We start from the raw sequence: 15,029 nt of genomic DNA on the forward strand, positions 1-15,029 counted from the left end.
GAGCCGACAGATCCAGACGAGCGGGGATGTCATGCGGGACACCATGGAGCGGCGCCTGTCGCCGCAGCTCTGCCATCGGGTGCGCGGCGAGGACACCTTTCCCGTCGAGTGGCGATCGCTCGGCGGGAAGGACCGCTTCGCGGTACGGGCCGCCTGGCCCACCGACCACCCGTTCTTCGCCCCGCTCCGCCGGGGCGCCGAGCGGTGTCACGACCCGTTGCTCGTGGCCGAGACGCTGCGACAGGCCACGATGGCCCTGCTGCACACCGCCCACGGGGTCCCGCTGACCCGGCACATCCTGCTGGGCGAGATCTCCCTCACCTGCGACCCGGACGGGCTCGCGGTCACCGACGACGAGGCGGACATCGAGGTCCGGTTCGCCGAACTCCTCTTCCGCGGTATGCAGTTGATGGAGACACGGGTGGAGTGGACCGTACGGCGTGCGGCCCGTGTGGTCGCGACGGGCGCCGGCCACGCCCGGCTGACCGGTCCCGCCGCCTACCGCAGGCTGCGCGGCGGGCACGTCGAGGCGGGTGCCGTACGCCCAGGCGCCGGGACCCCCAGGGCACCGGCGCCGCTCACCGGCAGGTCCGGGCCCGAGGACGTCCTGCTGGCCCCCACCGGGCGGGAGGGCGTGTGGGAACTGGTCGTCGACACCGGCCATCCCACCCTCTTCCAGCGGCCCACCGACCACATACCGGGGATGATCTTCCTGGAGGCGGCCCGGCAGGCCGCCGCCGCGGCCGTCTGGCCCCGCCCCTACCTGCCGGCCGCCCTGCGGATCGCCTTCGACCGGTACGCGGAGTTCCACGGCGGCCCCTGTCTGATCCGGGCGGAGCCCGGGAGCGCGGCGGGGACCTTCGAGGTCACCGGGTACCAGGACGGCCGGCGGCTCTTCAGCTGCGGGCTGCGGAGCGGATGATCCCGAGCCGCTGGGTGGCCCGGGTCAGTGCCACGTACAGGTCGTTGGTGCCGTGCACGGCGCCCGCCACGATGCCCTCCGGGTCGACCACCAGGACCGTGTCGAACTCCAGCCCCTTCGCCTGCCGGGGGTCGAGCAGGACCACCGGCCGGGTGAGGTCGGGAGCCGGTCCGTACCCGGCGTCCGGCAGGGCCGCGACCAGGCCCGGGTGCAGTTCCGGCGGGGCGATGACGGCGATCCGGCCCTCGGCGCGCAGCTCGGTCGCCACCGCGTCGGCGGCCTCCTTCACCGGGTCGTCGACCGTCCGGTCCCAGGGCTCCACGCCGGTGGAGCGCACCGAGCTCGGCGGCTCGAACCCCGGGTCGTCGGCCCGTCGCACCTCCGCCGCGACCGCCATGATCTCGGCGGGCGTGCGGTAGTTGACGCCGAGCCTGACCAGCTCCCAGCGATCCTCCACGTACGGGGCGAGGATCCGGTCCCAGGCGCCGACGCCGGCCGGGTCGCCGTTCTGGGCGGGGTCGCCGACCAGGGTCATCGAGCGGGTGGGGCTGCGGCGCATGAGGAGCCGCCAGGCCATCGCGGAGAGCTCCTGCGCCTCGTCGACGATGATGTGGCCGAAGGCCCAGGTGCGGTCGGCGGCGGCGCGCTCGGCGGCGGTGCGGTGGTCGGCCTCCTCGTGGCGCTCGGCGAAGCGCTCGGCGTCGATGATGTCGTGCGCCGAGAGGACCTCGGAGGCGTCCTTGTCCTGCTCCTCCTTGTCCTCGAACTCGTAGGTCCGGGAGGCGTAGGAGACGTCGAGGACCCCCTGCGCGTACTGGATCTGCTTCTGCCGTTCGGCCTCCTCGGCGGCGCGGGCGGCGGAGTCGTCCTCGCCGAGGAGTTCGGCGGCCTCGTCGAGCAGCGGCACGTCGGCGGGGGTCCAGGGGCCGGCGGCACGCCGGATCTCCCCGGCGTCCGCGTCGTCGAGGTGGGTGGGTTCGGTCAGGTAGTCGGCGAGGAACTCCTGCGGGGTGAGGGCGGGCCAGAGCGTGTCGATCGCCGCGTACACCTCGGGGTTGCCCGCGATGCCCTTGGCGAGCAGCGCGATGTCGTCGGGGCCGAGGAAGTTGGGGCCGCCGTAGGGGTCGGCGCCGATCCGGTCGGCGAGCTGTTCGGCGAGCGCGTCCAGGATCCGGAAGACGAAGTAGGGGCGGGCGAGGTTGTGCGGGAGCGCGGTCTCGCGCGCCTTGTGGCGGGCCTCGAGCGCCATGTCCCAGTCGATGACCAGGTCGCCGTCGTCGTGCGGGACGATCAGCGGTTCGCCGCGCTCGGGGACCCGCTGGCGGTCGCGTACGGCCGCGGCGAGCGCCCCGGCCATGGCGGCGGCGCCCTTGACGGCGGCGGCGCGCGGGGTGTCGGCGCCGGTGGCGCGGACACCGGGGAAGAGCTCGGCGGGGGTGGCGAGGAGGACGCCGGTCTCGCCGAGGGAGGGCAGCACGTTGGCGATGTAGCCGAGGAACGCCGGGTTGGGTCCGACGATGAGGACGGCCCGCTTGGCCAGCTGCTCGCGGTGCGCGTAGAGGAGGTACGCGGCCCGGTGCAGGGCGACCGCCGTCTTGCCGGTGCCGGGGCCGCCCTCGACGACGAGGACCCCGCGGTGCGGGGAGCGGATGATGCCGTCCTGCTCGGCCTGGATGGTCTGCACGATGTCGTGCATCCGCCCGGTGCGGGCGGCGTCGAGCGCGGCGAGCAGCACCTCGTCGGCGTCGCGGTTCTCGTGCCCGGTGCGGGTGGCGTCGGCGAGGTCGAGGACCTCGTCGTGGAGTGCGGTGACGGTCCGGCCGAGGGTGCTGATGTGCCGGCGGCGGGAGAGCCCCATCGGCTCGTACCCGGTGGCGAGGTAGAAGGGGCGGGCGACCTCGGCCCGCCAGTCGACGACGAGCGGGGTGCGGTTCGGGTCGTCCTCGCGGATGCCGATCCGGCCGATGTGGTGGTCGCGCCCGTCCTTGAAGACGAGGCGCCCGAAACAGAGCCCGCTCTCCCCCGCGTCGAACGCGGCCAGCAGCCCGGACTGTTCGGCGACCAGCACGTCCCGTTCGAGCCGCCCCTGGTTGCCGCCGACCCCCGGGGTGCGCAGGGCGCGCTCGACGGCGGCCTCGGCCTCGTCCCTCAGATCGTCGAGCCGTGTGTAGAGATCGGTGATGAATTGCTGCTCGTTCCGAAATTCCTCGGTTGACAATTCGACTCCCGGCGCGATACAGTGCGTTTAGTGAACTTCTTTGTGTCCGTGGCGTTTCCGGACACGGAATCCATCAATATACGCGAAGAAATACCCCGACTGTCCATTGTAGTCGGGGTATTTCTGTATGCCCTGGGGAAGTCCCGCCCTGTCCCGGCTCAGTCGAGCACGTCCGCCAGCTCCTCCAGGAGGCGGCGCTTGGGGCGGGCCCCGACGAGCGACTTCACCGGCTCGCCCGCCCGGAACACCATCAGCGTGGGCGTCGCGAGCACCCCGTACCTCAGGGTCGTCTCCGGGTTACGGTCCACGTCGATCTCGACGACCCGGAGCCGCGCCTCCTCCTCCGCGGCGATCGCGCCGAGCACCGGCCTCAGCTGCCGGCACGGCCCGCACCACTCCGCGGTGAACTTCACCAGGACCGGCGTCCCGGCGCCGAGCACCTCCGCGCCGAAGTCCTCGTCCGTGACCTCGGCCACGCCCTCCGCGTACGTCGTCATCTCCGTCACCCCTCCCCTTCCGTGTCCCGCTCCGTACCGAGCTCGCACCGGGGCTCCGGGCCGAGCGGCAGCTCCGCCTCGGCCCGCAGCAGCTGGGCGCCCACCTCGGCGCGTACCGCCTGGAGCTGCCCGATCAGACCGTCCAGCTCCGCGACCTTCCGCCGGTACACGGCGATCGACGCGGGGCAGGAGTCCCCGGCCGGGTGCCCCGCGCGCAGGCAGTCGACGAACGGCCGCGTCTCCTCCAGCTCGAACCCGAAGTCCTGAAGGGTCCTGATCTGCTGGAGGAGCCGCAGGTCGTCCTCGTCGTAGGTGCGGTGCCCCTGCTCCGTGCGCCGGGCGGTCAGGAGACCCCGGGACTCGTAGTACCGCAGAGTCCGGGGGGTGGTTCCGGCCCGCTCGGCCAGCTCTCCGATGCGCATGTCCCCGACCGTAGGCCCTGACGCCGACGTCAGGGCAAGAGCGGGGCTACGTCTCTCCCCACAACGTCTCTCCCCATCGCGTCCGGGCGCCCTCACGCCTGTCGAGGACGGTCCGCGCCGGGCGGCAGGAGGGGTTTGCGGACCACCGGGGACGACAGGACGATCGAGGTGGTGGTCCGGCCGAGCGCCGAGGTCTGCTCCAGGACCTCTTCGAGGTGGATGGTGTCGGTGACGGCGACCTTGAGGATCCAGCAGTCCTCGCCCACCACGTGGTGCGCCTCCAGGACCTCGGGGCGGGCGGTCAGTTCCAGGGTCCGCGGGTGCCTGAGCGTGTAGCCGCCGTGCGGGTCGACCCTGATGAAGGCCTGGATGCCGTAGCCGAGCCGGGCCGGGGAGACATGGGCGCCGTAGCCGGTGACCGCGCCGCTCGCCTCCAGGCGGCGGACCCGCTCGGTGACGGCCGCGGGACTGAGCCGGACGCGGCGGCCCAGCTCGCTGAGCTTGATGCGGCCGTCGCTCTGCAGGAGGTCCAGGATCTGCCGGTCGATGGGGTCGTACGCGACCGCCGAGGTTTCGTCGGCGGCGGAGCGCGAATGCCGTGGTTCCTTCGGTGCGGCGGCCGGGACTCCCATGTTCTCCCCTTCAGACGGCGACGGATCAACGTAACACTTGTCCGCGGGAACAAGGGAGTTGGAATTCATGGACGTACTCGTCATCGGTGGAAATCGCTATTTCGGAAAGCGGCTGATCGCGCTGCTGCGGGAATCCGGGCATCGGATCACGATTCTCAACCGGGGTTCCTCCGGCGCCCCGGAGGGAATCGAGCATCTCGTCGCCGACCGCGACGACGAGGCCGCGCTGCAATCCGTTCTCGCGGGCCGCTCCTTCGACGTCGTCGTGGACCAGGTCTGCTACACCCCCCGCCAGGCGGAGATCGCCCGGCGCGTCTTCGGGGCGCGCGCCCGCCGGTACGTGATGACGTCGACGGTGGAGGTGTACGAGTACGAGGACTCGGCCGAGCCGGTCGCCGAATCCGCCCTCGACCTGGGCGCGGTCGTCGTCGACACGGGCCCGGCCTGGGACGACCCGGAGTTCCGCGAGGCCCACTACGGGGAGGGGAAGCGCCAGGCCGAGGCGGTGTTCGCGGCCGGCACGCCGTTCGCGTGGACGTCGGTGCGGGTGGCGCATGTGCTCGGCGGCGCGGACGACTTCACCGGCCGGCTCGACCACTACGCGCGGCGCGTCCGGGCGGGCGAGCCGATCGCCGTACCCGCCGTGAACCGTCCCGCCACCTATGTGTACGTGGAGGAGATCGCGGCGTTCCTCGCGTGGACGGTCGAGGCGGAATTCACCGGGCCGGTGAACGCCCATTCCCACGGGCCGCTGACCACGGCGGAGATCTGTGCCGAGATGGAGAGGCAGGTGGGTGGCCGGACGGTCTTCCAGGAGGTGGAGGTCGGCGAGGTGTCGCCGTTCTCCTTCGCCCGCTCGTACGCGATGGACAACTCCCGTGCGACCGGCCTCGGCTATTCCTTCACGCACTCCGGCGAGTGGCTCGCACGGGCGGTGGCCGAGACGGTCGGGGTGGTCGGCGGGGTGACCGAGACTGCGGCCGGTTCGTCCGGCGGGGTGGACGAGACGGTCGGGAGGTCCGGGGAATGACGCGGTTCCGCATGCTGGGGGACGTACGGGTCGGGGCCGTCGGGCTCGGCACGATGCCGCTCTCCGTCGAGGGCCGGCCGGACGAGGCGCGGGCGGTGGCCACCGTGCACGCCGCCCTCGACGCCGGGGTGACCCTGCTCGACACCGCCGACTCCTACCACCCGCCCGGCGGCGCGCCCGGTGAGGGCGAGCTGCTCGTGGCCCGGGCCCTCGCCTCGTACGGCGGCGGTGTGGACGACGTCCTCGTGGCGACGAAGGGCGGCCGGGGCCGTACGGCGGACGGCGGCTGGACCGTGGACGGGCGCCCCGCGCGTCTGCGCCGGGCGGCGGAGGCGTCGGCGCGGCGCCTCGGGGCCGCCCCGATCGGCCTGTACCAGCTGCACAAGCCGGATCCGGCCGTCCCGTACGCCGAATCCCTGGGCGCGATACGGGAGTTGTTGGACGCGGGGACGGTCAGGCTCGCCGGCGTCTCCAACGTGGACACGGCGCAGATCCTGCTGGCCCGCGAGATCCTGGGTGACCGGCTGGTCTCCGTGCAGAACCGCTACTCGCCCGCGGTGCGCACGAGCGAGCCGGAACTGCGGCTCTGCGCGGAGCTCGGCCTCGCCTTCCTGCCGTGGAGCCCGCTGGGCGGGATCTCGCGCAGCTCGCTGGACGGTACGTCCGCCCAGGAGGAGGACCCCCGGTTCGGCGCCTTCCACCGGGTGGCTCGGGAGCGCGGTGTCGGCCCGCAGCGGGTGGCGCTCGCCTGGCTGCTCGCCCGGTCGGAGGCGGTGCTGCCGATCCCGGGCGCGAGCCGGCCGGAGTCGGCACGGGACTCGGCGGCGGCGACCGGACTCCTGCTCTCGGAGGGGGAGTTGGAGCAGCTGTCCGGAGCCCCGTAGCCACGGCGGGGCTCCCGGCGGCCGGGATCGGGGAAGGGGCCCCGGCACGGGAGCGCGAGAGGCGCGAGCCTCGGACGGAGAAAGCGCTGGGGACGGTCCCGTACGGAGAGAGCGAGAGCGGCGGGCCCGGCCGCGGTGCGGTCGGGCCCGCCCCTCTCCCGAGGCCCGGATCCGGCTCAAGGCCCGGGACTCGGGGCGGGGTCCGCCCCGGCTCCGTCACACGCCGGCGCGGGCCTTCTCCTCGTCGCCCTCGGCGCGCTGGTCCGGGAGCTCCGTGGGGGCGTGGTCGTCGACGAGGGTCTTCTCGTCGAACGGGACGCGGCCCGCGAGGACCTCGGAGACCCGCGCCTTGTCGATCTCCTTCGTCCAGGTGCCGACCAGCACCGTCGCGACGGCGTTGCCCGCGAAGTTGGTGAGGGCGCGCGCCTCGCTCATGAAGCGGTCGATGCCGACGATCAGGCCCACCCCGTCGACCAGCTCCGGGCGGTGCGACTGGAGTCCGCCCGCGAGGGTCGCGAGCCCCGCGCCGGTGACGCCCGCCGCCCCCTTCGACGCGATGATCATGAAGACGAGGAGCGAGATCTGCTCGCCGACCGAGAGCGGGTCGCCCATCGCCTCGGCGACGAAGAGCGAGGCCATCGTGAGGTAGATCGCGGTGCCGTCGAGGTTGAAGGAGTAGCCGGTCGGGACGGTGATGCCGACGACGGGCTTGCTGACGCCCAGGTGCTCCATCTTCGCGATGAGCCGCGGCAGCGCGGACTCCGAGGAGGAGGTGGACAGGATCAGCAGGAACTCGCGGCCGAGGTACTTCAGGAGGGCCCAGATGTTGATCCCGGCGACCAGCCGCAGCAGCGCGCCGAGCACGACGAAGACGAAGAGTCCGCAGGTCAGGTAGAAGCCGATCATGATGACGGCGAGGGACTTGAGCGCGTCGACGCCGGTCGCGCCGACGACGGCCGCGATCGCGCCGAACGCGCCGACGGGCGCGGCCCACATGATCATGCCGAGGACGCGGAAGACGAGCCGCTGGATGTGCCCGATGCCGCGCAGAACCGGTTCTCCGGCCGCGCCCATGGCCTGGAGCGCGAAGCCCGCGAGCAGGGCGACGAGGAGGGTCTGGAGGACCTCGCCCTCGGTGAAGGCGGAGACGAGGGTCGTGGGGATGATCCCGAGCAGGAAGTCCGGCGTGGACTCGCTCGCCCCCTCGGCCTGCTTGGCGCCGGCCTCGGCCAGCTCCTTGGTGAGGTGCAGCCCGGAGCCGGGCTCCAGGAGGTTGCCGACGACGAGGCCGATCGCGAGTGCGACGGTCGACATGACCATGAAGTAGCCGAGGGCGAGACCGCCGACGGCGCCGACCTTCGCGGCCTTCCGGACCGAGCCGACGCCGAGCACGATCGTGCAGAAGATGATCGGCGAGATCATCATCTTGATCAGATTGACGAAACCGGTGCCCAGCGGCTTCAGCTCGACGGCGACGCCCGGCGCCAGGAACCCGACGACGATGCCGAGCAGTACGGCTCCGATGACGGCCAGATAGAGATAGTGCGTGCGGTCCCGTCGTGCGGCCACGGGGTCCTCCTCGTGCTGATGGGTGTCCACGTCCCGGTGGACTCCGCGACTATCCATCAGCCTGTGACCGGGGTCACGCTTACGTACGTTTCGTTCACGACCGAAGGGTCAGGGGCGGCCGACCGACGGGTCGAAGGGCCCACGCCCGAGGGTCCGGGGCCGCACGACCGAGGGCCAGGGGCCCCGCGGGCGGGGGCAGGGCTCTCGCCCGCCGAAGGGTCCCCGGTCCGGCGGGTAGGGCACGATTCGGGAACGCAAAGCGCCGGGCCACACTCCGCCGTGCACACTTACCCGCATGCGTCTCCGCCTCCCCCGCCCCCGCAGCCTGGCCGGCCAGCTCTTCGCGATGCAGGTCGTGCTCGTGGCCGTCGTCGTGGCGGGGTGCGCGGTCTTCGCGTACGTCACGGACCGGGCGCAGGCCGAGGAGACCGCGCGGCGCCAGGCCACGGCGACCGCCGCGGCCGTCGCCGACTCCCCGTCCGTGGTCGCGGCGGCCCGCTCCGCCGACCCGTCGGCGCTCCTCCAGCCGTACACCGAGTCCCTCCGCCGCCACGCGGGCGTCGCCTTCGTGGTGATCATGGCCCCGGACGGCACCCGCTGGACCCACCCCGAGCCCGCGCAGATCGGCCGGACCTACCTCGGGCACATCGAGCAGGCCGCGGCGGGCCGGACGTACTCCGAGACCCACCTGGGAATCCTCGGCCCCTCCGTGCGGACGGTGACGCCCGTCTTCGACGGGGACAGGATCGTCGCCCTGGTCAGCGCGGGCATCACGATCGACAAGATCAGCGAGCAGGTACGGGAGCAGGTCACCGCCCTGCTCGGGATGGCGGGCGCGGCGCTCGCGCTCGGCGGAGCGGGGACGTACGTCGTCAACGCACGGCTGCGCCGCCATACGCACGGCATGAACGCGACGGAGCTGAGCCGGATGCACGACTACCACGAGGCCGCGCTGCACGCGGTCCGCGAGGGGCTCGTGATGCTCGACGGACGCCGCCGGATCGCCCTCATCAACGACGGGGCGCGGGAGCTGCTCGGCCTGGACGACGGGGTCGTCGGCAGGCCGGCGGCCGAGCTCGGCCTGCCGGCGACGCTGACCGGCGCGCTGCTGTCCTCGGAGCCGCGCGTCGACGAGACGCACCTGACGGCCGACCGGGTTCTCGTCGTCAACACCCGCCCGGTGGTGGGCGGAGAGCGGCGCGGCACGGTCGCCACGCTCCGGGACCGGACCGAACTCCAGGCGCTTTCAGGTGAGTTGGACTCCGAGCGGGGCTTCACGGAGGCCCTCCGCTCGCAGGCCCACGAGGCGGCGAACCGGCTGCACACGGTCGTCTCGCTCATCGAACTGGGGCGGGTGACCGAGGCGGTGGAGTTCGCGACGGCGGAGCTGGAACTCGCCCAGGCGCTCACCGACCGCGTCGTCGACGCCGTCGGGGAGCCGGTGCTCGCCGCCCTGCTGCTCGGCAAGGCGGCGCAGGCCAACGAGCGGGGGGTGGAGCTCGTCCTCACCGAGGACAGCCGGATCGACGACGGGCTCGTGCCCTCGGCCCTGCCGTCCCGGGACCTGGTGACGATCCTGGGCAACCTCATCGACAACGCGGTGGAGGCGGTGGGCGGGACCCCTCACGCGCGGGTCACGGTCACCGTCGCCGCCCGGTCGGGCGACGGAGAGCTGCTGCTCCGGGTCGGCGACAGCGGCCCCGGCGTGAGCCCGGCCGACCGAGACGCGGTCCTCGGCCGGGGCTGGACCACCCGGGGCCCGGGGCGCGGCCTCGGTCTGGCGCTGGTCGGCCAGGCGGTCTCGCGCGCCGCGGGCACGCTCGCCGTCGCGGACGCGGAGGAGGGCGGGGCGGAGTTCACCGTACGACTGCCCCTGCCGGTAGCGGTACCACTGCCGCCGCCGCGCGAAGGCGGAAGCGACCACGGCGCCGGTCCCGCGCCCTGCCCCTCCCCCACTTCCTCTCCCGCTCCCGGCACCCCCGGCGCCGAGGTGTCGTCATGACCGTGTCCCCGCTCCGCGTCCTCGTCGTCGAGGACGACCCCGTCGCCGCCGACGCCCACGCGCTCTACGCGGGCCGGGTCGAGGGCTTCACCGTCGTCGGCGTCGCCCACTCCCGCGCCGCCGCCGTGCGGGTCCTCGACCGGACGCCGGTCGACCTGATCCTGCTCGACCTCTACCTGCCCGACGGCCACGGCCTCCAGCTGCTGCGGGCCCTGCGCGCCGCCGGGCACTCCGCCGACGTCATCGCCGTGACGTCCGCTCGCGACCTGGCGATCGTCCGCGAGGGCGTCTCCCTCGGCGTCGTCCAGTACGTCCTGAAGCCCTTCGCCTTCGCGACCCTGCGGGACCGGCTCGCCCGGTACGCCGAGTTCCGGGCCACCGCCGGCGAGGCCTCCGGTCAGGACGAGGTCGACCGGGCACTCGCCACCCTCCGGGCCCCACACCCCGCCACCCTTCCCAAGGGCCTGAGCGCGCCGACCCTGGAGGCCGTCACCCGTACCCTCCGGTCCGCCCCGGCCGGGCTCACCGCCGCCGAGGCCGGGACGGCGGTCGGGATCTCCCGGATCACCGCGCGCCGCTACCTGGAGCACCTGGTGACCGAGGGCCGGGCGGTGCGCGCCCCGCAGTACGGACAGATCGGGCGGCCCGAACTCCAGTACCGCTGGCTCGACGGCCCGGCCCGGGGCCACTGAGGACCGGCCCGTGGCCAACGAGGGCAGGCCCAGGGTCACGAGGAACGGCCCGGGGTCACGAGGACCGGCCCGGGTCACTGCTCGCTTCCGGAGGGCCCGCCGGCGATTACCGTCCGGTTCCCACGTTCCTACGAACTCGTGGCCTTGGGCGAACACACCGTATCCAGCCATCACCCTCCGCACCTACCGTGACCGCGTGCACCAACCCTCCCCGCCTTTCAACGCCCTGGCCGCGCGCCGCCTGCGCGAGGCCCTCGGCATGGCCCCCGGCCACGTCGCGTACGGCCTCCGCGCCCAGTACGGCCTCCTCGTCGAGCCCGACACCGTCGTCGCCTGGGAACGTGGCCGGGCCGTCCCCAGCGAACAGGAACTCACCGCCCTCGCGGGTGTCCTCTGGTGCTCCCCCGTCGACCTGATCGCCGCCGCGACCACGCTGCGCGAGCACCGGGTGGCGCGCGGGCTCGCCCCCGAGGAGCTGGCCAGGCGGGTGGGCGTGTCCGCCTCCGCGTACCAGCGGATGGAGGACGAGAGCAGCTGGCGCGGCACCGAGCGTCAGACCGCCGCGCTCGCGGAGGTCCTCGGTCTCGGCCCGCGCGCCCTGATCACCGCGACCGGCGGCGACGAGCGCCTCGCCGAAGTGCTGCGCGGCGCCGCCACCACCCGCTGGCAGGCGTACGTGAAACCGGTGGTGAAGATGGTGCCGCTGCCCAAGCGGACCCTGGAGTTCGCCCTGCAGCGGCTGCACACGGAGTACCACGCCCGGATGGCGGCGACGAGCAGCTGGGGCGCCTCGGCGGCCACGGGCGACGAGGGCCGCGCGTACCTGGACGACATCGCCGGGCACTTCTGGGCGTCCGTGGGCTCCTAGGTCGTGTCCGAAAGTCCCGCCGGCCCAGGGGGCTGACCATCGACCGTGACCTGATCATCAGGTCCTGGATCACCGGAGCCGGCGACCGTAGATTGGCGCCGTGAGACGACACATACCCTTCGAACGACTCCACAACTTCCGTGACCTGGGCGGATATCGGACCGCCGACGGCGGGTCCGTGCGGTGGGGGACCCTCTACCGCTCCGACTCCCTCGCCAAGCTCGCCGACGCCGATCCGGCCGATCGGGAGCGCTTCCGCGCATTGGGCGTGGCCACCGTGATCGACCTGCGCTACCCCTGGGAGATCGCCGCCAAGGGCCGCCTGCCGGAGACCGAGGGCGTCTCCTGGCACAACCTCTCCATCGAGCACCGCCCCTACGACCAGGCGGAGATCGACCCGGACCTCGACCCGTGGCGCTACCTCGCCGACCGGTTCGCCGAGGTCGCCGAGGACGGCGCGGTGGAACTCCGTACGGCCCTGGAGGTCATCGCCTCCGCCGACGGACCGCTCGTCTTCCACTGCGCGTCCGGGAAGGACCGTACGGGTCTGCTGGCTGCGGTCGTCCTCGCCCTCCTGGGGGTCCCGGACGAGGAGATCCTCGCGGACTTCGCCCTCACCGAACTGGCCACGGAGCGGCTGATCGCCGACTGGCGGGCGGCCCATCCGGGCCGCGAGCTCCGCTGGCCGGGATACGGCCGGGCACCGGCCGACATCATCCGGCTGTTCCTGGCGGACCTGCGTGAGCGGTACGGCTCCGTGGACGCGTACGTCACCGGCCACGTCGGGCTCGACCCGTCGGTGGTGGCGACGCTCAGGACCCGGCTGGTGGTCGCGCCGCCGGCCTGACCGGCACGTCACCCCTGGCCGCGCCGCTCGAAGACGAAGAGCTGGCCGGCCGCGTCCGGCGCGCAGGGTGCCTGGGCGAGCCGTGCCCAGGCGGCGGCGCGGTCGCCGACGACGGTGACGCAGCCGCCGGGCGTCGCGGCGCCGACCGGGACGATCCGGTGGCCCCGGACGGGTGTGCCGTACGGCTCCAGGGCGAAGGCCTCGACGCGGCTCGGGTCGCCGCACTCGGAGTCCTCGTACGCGGAGCCGGGTACGCGGCCGCCGGAGGGTAGGCCGGAGCAGCCGGGGCCGAAGTCGGGGTGGTCGGAGACGATCCTCCACCGGCCACGGCCCAGCGCGGCCAGGGAGTAGAGCGGGACGCCGGCGTCGGCGCACGGCACCTGGTGGACCTGCCCGCTGCGGGTGCCGCGCCGCTCCGCGAGGCAGAAGTCCGTGCCGGCGACCCGTATGCGTACGTCGCCGGCGGCCGGGGCGGTGGGAACGGCCGGCGCGGTACGGGGAGGCTGCCCGGCGGGTCCGGTGCGGCCGTCCCGGAGGAAGGCGACGACGCTGACCCCGGCGAGGACGAGCCCGGCCACCGCGACGGAGGCGACGAGGGCACGGCGTATGCGGGACGGTGCCCCCGGCCGGGCCCCGGAGGGACCGCCCGGGCCGGCGTCCCGGCCGTCCGGGACGTCGCCGGCCCGGGGCCAGACGTCACCCGGCCCCGCAGCCGCGCGCCCACCCCCGGCATCGCCCCGCCCCCCGGCGTCCCCCCACCCCTCCGCGCCGTCCGGTTCCCCCTGCGGCGTCTGCCACGTCCGGCCCGCGAGCCTCCGCCGTGCCGTCCGCCACGCCTCCAGCTCGGCCGGGTCGGCGACCCCGCAGGCGCGGACGAAGGCGGTCAGGAGCTCCTCCCGGGGCAGGGTCGCGCGGGTCAGCATGTTCGCCACCGTGGACCGGGGCAGGACGTCCCCGGCCGCCTCCGCCCGGGCCGACAGCTCGCGGTAGGTGAGGCCCGAGCGTTCCTTGAGTTCCTGGAGCAGCGCGAGGAACTCGGCGGGGGTGTGTGCCTCCCGCGGGTCAGGGGTGTGCCGCCCCGGTGTCATCCGCGCCTCATCCCTTCTCCCGGACAGGGTCGGGACATGTCCGGGACAAGCCCCAGCCTTGTTGATCCCGCGCTCCGGCTCAAGAGTGGAAACCCGGCATTCACGGGGGTGACGCCGGGCGCGGCGAAGTGGCCCCGACCGTCCGCAGGGGACGATCGGGGCCACTCGGGTGCGCGCGGTCCGGACGGGATCCGGGACGCGTCCGGTACGGGGATCCGGGACAGGTCGGGACAGGATCCGGGACAGGTCGGCACGGAGGTCCCGACCGCGGGGCCGAAAGCCCTCGGGCCGTCGGCGGCGGCCGCTAGAAGACCGACTCGGCCTCGCGGATGCGGTCCGCGGGGACGGTCTTGAGCTGGGTGACGGCCTCGGCGAGCGGCACCATCTCGATGTCCGTGCCGCGCAGCGCCGTCATCCGGCCGAAGTCGCCGCGGTGCGCCGCCTCGACCGCGTGCCAGCCGAAGCGGGTGGCGAGCACCCGGTCGTACGCGGTCGGCGTGCCGCCGCGCTGGACGTGGCCGAGGATGACCGGGCGGGCCTCCTTGCCGAGGCGCTGCTCCAGTTCGACGGCGAGCTGGTTGCCGATGCCCTGGAACCGCTCGTGACCGAACTGGTCGATCTCGCCCTTCGCGTACTCCATCGAGCCCTCGGCCGGGTGGGCGCCCTCGGCGACGCAGATGACGGCGAACTTCTTGCCGCGGGCGAAACGCTCCTCGACCATCTTCACGAGGTCGTCGATCTGGAAGGGCCGCTCGGGGAGGCAGATGCCGTGCGCGCCGCCCGCCATGCCGGACTCCAGGGCGATCCAGCCGGCGTGGCGGCCCATCACCTCGACGACCATCACCCGCTGGTGGGACTCGGCGGTGGTCTTGAGCCGGTCCATGGCCTCGGTGGCGACGCCGACGGCGGTGTCGAAGCCGAAGGTGCGGTCCGTGGAGGAGATGTCGTTGTCGATCGTCTTCGGGACGCCGACGACGGGCATGCCGGCGTCGGAGAGCATCCGGGCGGCGGTCAGGGTGCCTTCGCCGCCGATCGGGATGAGGACGTCGATGCCGTACTCGCGGGCCAGGTCGGTGGCGGACTCGGCGGCCTCGCGCAGCCGGTTCCGCTCCAGCCGCGCGGAGCCGAGGATGGTGCCGCCGCGGGCCAGGATGCCGCTGACCGCGTTGAGGTCGAGGGGCCGGTAGTGGCCGTCGAGGAGGCCCTTGAAGCCGTCCTCGAAGCCGATGACCTCGTCGTCGTGCCCGGTGAGCGCCCGGTGCACGACCGACCGGATCACTGCGTTCAGGCCGGGGCAGTCGCCGCCTGCGGTGAGAACTCCGATACGCATCGTGCTGTGTCTCCTGCTCGGTCGCGTT

At 73.6% G+C, this 15,029-nt stretch carries 14 protein-coding genes; 7 read left to right on the forward strand and 7 right to left on the reverse strand.

The window, feature by feature from the left end; genetic code table 11:
* Positions 1-31: 31 nt before the first annotated feature.
* Positions 32-922 carry a ScbA/BarX family gamma-butyrolactone biosynthesis protein gene (locus ACRRSS_RS28720; RefSeq protein ID WP_435973960.1) on the forward strand — a complete coding sequence of 297 codons (891 nt, stop codon included), beginning with the start codon at positions 32-34 and terminating at the stop codon, positions 920-922.
* Here ACRRSS_RS28720 and ACRRSS_RS28725 read toward each other — a convergent pair.
* The 4 genes from ACRRSS_RS28725 to ACRRSS_RS28740 all read right to left on the reverse strand — a co-directional run bounded on the left by ACRRSS_RS28725 (position 897) and on the right by ACRRSS_RS28740 (position 4,691).
* Positions 897-3,140 (reverse strand): HelD family protein, encoded by a 2,244-nt coding sequence (locus ACRRSS_RS28725; RefSeq protein ID WP_435973961.1) that lies wholly within the window; start codon positions 3,138-3,140, stop codon positions 897-899. The two genes, ACRRSS_RS28720 and ACRRSS_RS28725, sit on opposite strands and share 26 nt — an antisense overlap.
* Positions 3,141-3,298: 158 nt before the next feature.
* Positions 3,299-3,637, reverse strand: coding sequence for a thioredoxin family protein (locus ACRRSS_RS28730; protein ID WP_435973962.1), 339 nt, complete (start codon positions 3,635-3,637; stop codon positions 3,299-3,301).
* Between the two features lie 5 nt (positions 3,638-3,642).
* Positions 3,643-4,059, reverse strand: a complete 417-nt coding sequence (locus tag ACRRSS_RS28735; protein ID WP_435973963.1) for a MerR family transcriptional regulator — start codon at positions 4,057-4,059, stop codon at positions 3,643-3,645.
* Between the two features lie 92 nt (positions 4,060-4,151).
* Positions 4,152-4,691, reverse strand: coding sequence for an Lrp/AsnC family transcriptional regulator (locus ACRRSS_RS28740; protein ID WP_435973964.1), 540 nt, complete (start codon positions 4,689-4,691; stop codon positions 4,152-4,154).
* A 67-nt stretch (positions 4,692-4,758) separates the two neighbouring features.
* On the opposite strand from ACRRSS_RS28740, the gene ACRRSS_RS28745 reads away from it, so the two are divergent.
* On the forward strand, positions 4,759-5,721 hold the full coding sequence (locus tag ACRRSS_RS28745; protein ID WP_435973965.1) for an NAD-dependent epimerase/dehydratase family protein: 963 nt from the start codon (positions 4,759-4,761) through the stop codon (positions 5,719-5,721).
* Positions 5,718-6,605 carry an aldo/keto reductase gene (locus ACRRSS_RS28750; protein WP_435973966.1) on the forward strand — a complete coding sequence of 296 codons (888 nt, stop codon included), beginning with the start codon at positions 5,718-5,720 and terminating at the stop codon, positions 6,603-6,605. Before ACRRSS_RS28745 ends, ACRRSS_RS28750 begins: the two co-directional genes overlap by 4 nt.
* 216 nt (positions 6,606-6,821) lie before the next feature.
* On the opposite strand, the gene ACRRSS_RS28755 is transcribed toward ACRRSS_RS28750, so the two are convergent.
* Positions 6,822-8,231, reverse strand: coding sequence for a cation:dicarboxylate symporter family transporter (locus ACRRSS_RS28755; RefSeq protein ID WP_435973967.1), 1,410 nt, complete (start codon positions 8,229-8,231; stop codon positions 6,822-6,824).
* A gap of 238 nt (positions 8,232-8,469) precedes the next feature.
* Here ACRRSS_RS28755 and ACRRSS_RS28760 point away from each other — a divergent pair, with 238 nt between their 5' ends.
* The 4 genes from ACRRSS_RS28760 (at position 8,470) to ACRRSS_RS28775 (ending at position 12,583) form a co-directional block, all read left to right on the forward strand.
* A complete protein-coding gene (locus tag ACRRSS_RS28760) occupies positions 8,470-10,176 on the forward strand; it encodes a sensor histidine kinase (RefSeq protein ID WP_435973968.1) in 1,707 nt (568 codons plus the stop codon).
* Positions 10,173-10,868: a response regulator gene (locus ACRRSS_RS28765; protein WP_435973969.1), complete on the forward strand. Its 696-nt coding sequence runs from the start codon at positions 10,173-10,175 to the stop codon at positions 10,866-10,868. Before ACRRSS_RS28760 ends, ACRRSS_RS28765 begins: the two co-directional genes overlap by 4 nt.
* A gap of 259 nt (positions 10,869-11,127) precedes the next feature.
* Positions 11,128-11,736 carry a helix-turn-helix domain-containing protein gene (locus tag ACRRSS_RS28770; RefSeq protein WP_435975450.1) on the forward strand — a complete coding sequence of 203 codons (609 nt, stop codon included), beginning with the start codon at positions 11,128-11,130 and terminating at the stop codon, positions 11,734-11,736.
* Between the two features lie 100 nt (positions 11,737-11,836).
* Positions 11,837-12,583, forward strand: coding sequence for a tyrosine-protein phosphatase (locus tag ACRRSS_RS28775; RefSeq protein ID WP_435973970.1), 747 nt, complete (start codon positions 11,837-11,839; stop codon positions 12,581-12,583).
* An 8-nt stretch (positions 12,584-12,591) separates the two neighbouring features.
* Here ACRRSS_RS28775 and ACRRSS_RS28780 read toward each other — a convergent pair whose 3' ends face one another.
* Both ACRRSS_RS28780 and ACRRSS_RS28785 read right to left on the reverse strand, forming a co-directional pair.
* Positions 12,592-13,671 carry a helix-turn-helix domain-containing protein gene (locus ACRRSS_RS28780; protein WP_435973971.1) on the reverse strand — a complete coding sequence of 360 codons (1,080 nt, stop codon included), beginning with the start codon at positions 13,669-13,671 and terminating at the stop codon, positions 12,592-12,594.
* 304 nt (positions 13,672-13,975) lie between these two features.
* On the reverse strand, positions 13,976-15,001 hold the full coding sequence (locus tag ACRRSS_RS28785; protein WP_435973972.1) for an ATP-dependent 6-phosphofructokinase: 1,026 nt from the start codon (positions 14,999-15,001) through the stop codon (positions 13,976-13,978).
* Positions 15,002-15,029 lie beyond the last annotated feature (28 nt).

Origin of the sequence: Streptomyces sp. Qhu_M48 (assembly GCF_051305195.1) — a bacterium.
GTDB lineage: Bacteria > Actinomycetota > Actinomycetes > Streptomycetales > Streptomycetaceae > Streptomyces.

Bases quoted from the DNA above. Each gene is read 5' to 3' on its own strand.
- ACRRSS_RS28755 (WP_435973967.1), bottom strand. From the start codon at position 8,231: ATGGATAGTCGCGGAGTCCACCGGGACGTGGACACCCATCAGCACGAG.
- ACRRSS_RS28745 (WP_435973965.1), top strand. From the start codon at position 4,759: ATGGACGTACTCGTCATCGGTGGAAATCGCTATTTCGGAAAGCGGCTG.
- ACRRSS_RS28740 (WP_435973964.1), bottom strand. From the start codon at position 4,691: ATGGGAGTCCCGGCCGCCGCACCGAAGGAACCACGGCATTCGCGCTCC.
- ACRRSS_RS28760 (WP_435973968.1), top strand. From the start codon at position 8,470: ATGCGTCTCCGCCTCCCCCGCCCCCGCAGCCTGGCCGGCCAGCTCTTC.
- ACRRSS_RS28730 (WP_435973962.1), bottom strand. From the start codon at position 3,637: ATGACGACGTACGCGGAGGGCGTGGCCGAGGTCACGGACGAGGACTTC.
- ACRRSS_RS28780 (WP_435973971.1), bottom strand. From the start codon at position 13,671: ATGACACCGGGGCGGCACACCCCTGACCCGCGGGAGGCACACACCCCC.
- ACRRSS_RS28770 (WP_435975450.1), top strand. From the start codon at position 11,128: ATGGCCCCCGGCCACGTCGCGTACGGCCTCCGCGCCCAGTACGGCCTC.
- ACRRSS_RS28765 (WP_435973969.1), top strand. From the start codon at position 10,173: ATGACCGTGTCCCCGCTCCGCGTCCTCGTCGTCGAGGACGACCCCGTC.
- ACRRSS_RS28735 (WP_435973963.1), bottom strand. From the start codon at position 4,059: ATGCGCATCGGAGAGCTGGCCGAGCGGGCCGGAACCACCCCCCGGACT.
- ACRRSS_RS28720 (WP_435973960.1), top strand. From the start codon at position 32: ATGCGGGACACCATGGAGCGGCGCCTGTCGCCGCAGCTCTGCCATCGG.
- ACRRSS_RS28785 (WP_435973972.1), bottom strand. From the start codon at position 15,001: ATGCGTATCGGAGTTCTCACCGCAGGCGGCGACTGCCCCGGCCTGAAC.
- ACRRSS_RS28750 (WP_435973966.1), top strand. From the start codon at position 5,718: ATGACGCGGTTCCGCATGCTGGGGGACGTACGGGTCGGGGCCGTCGGG.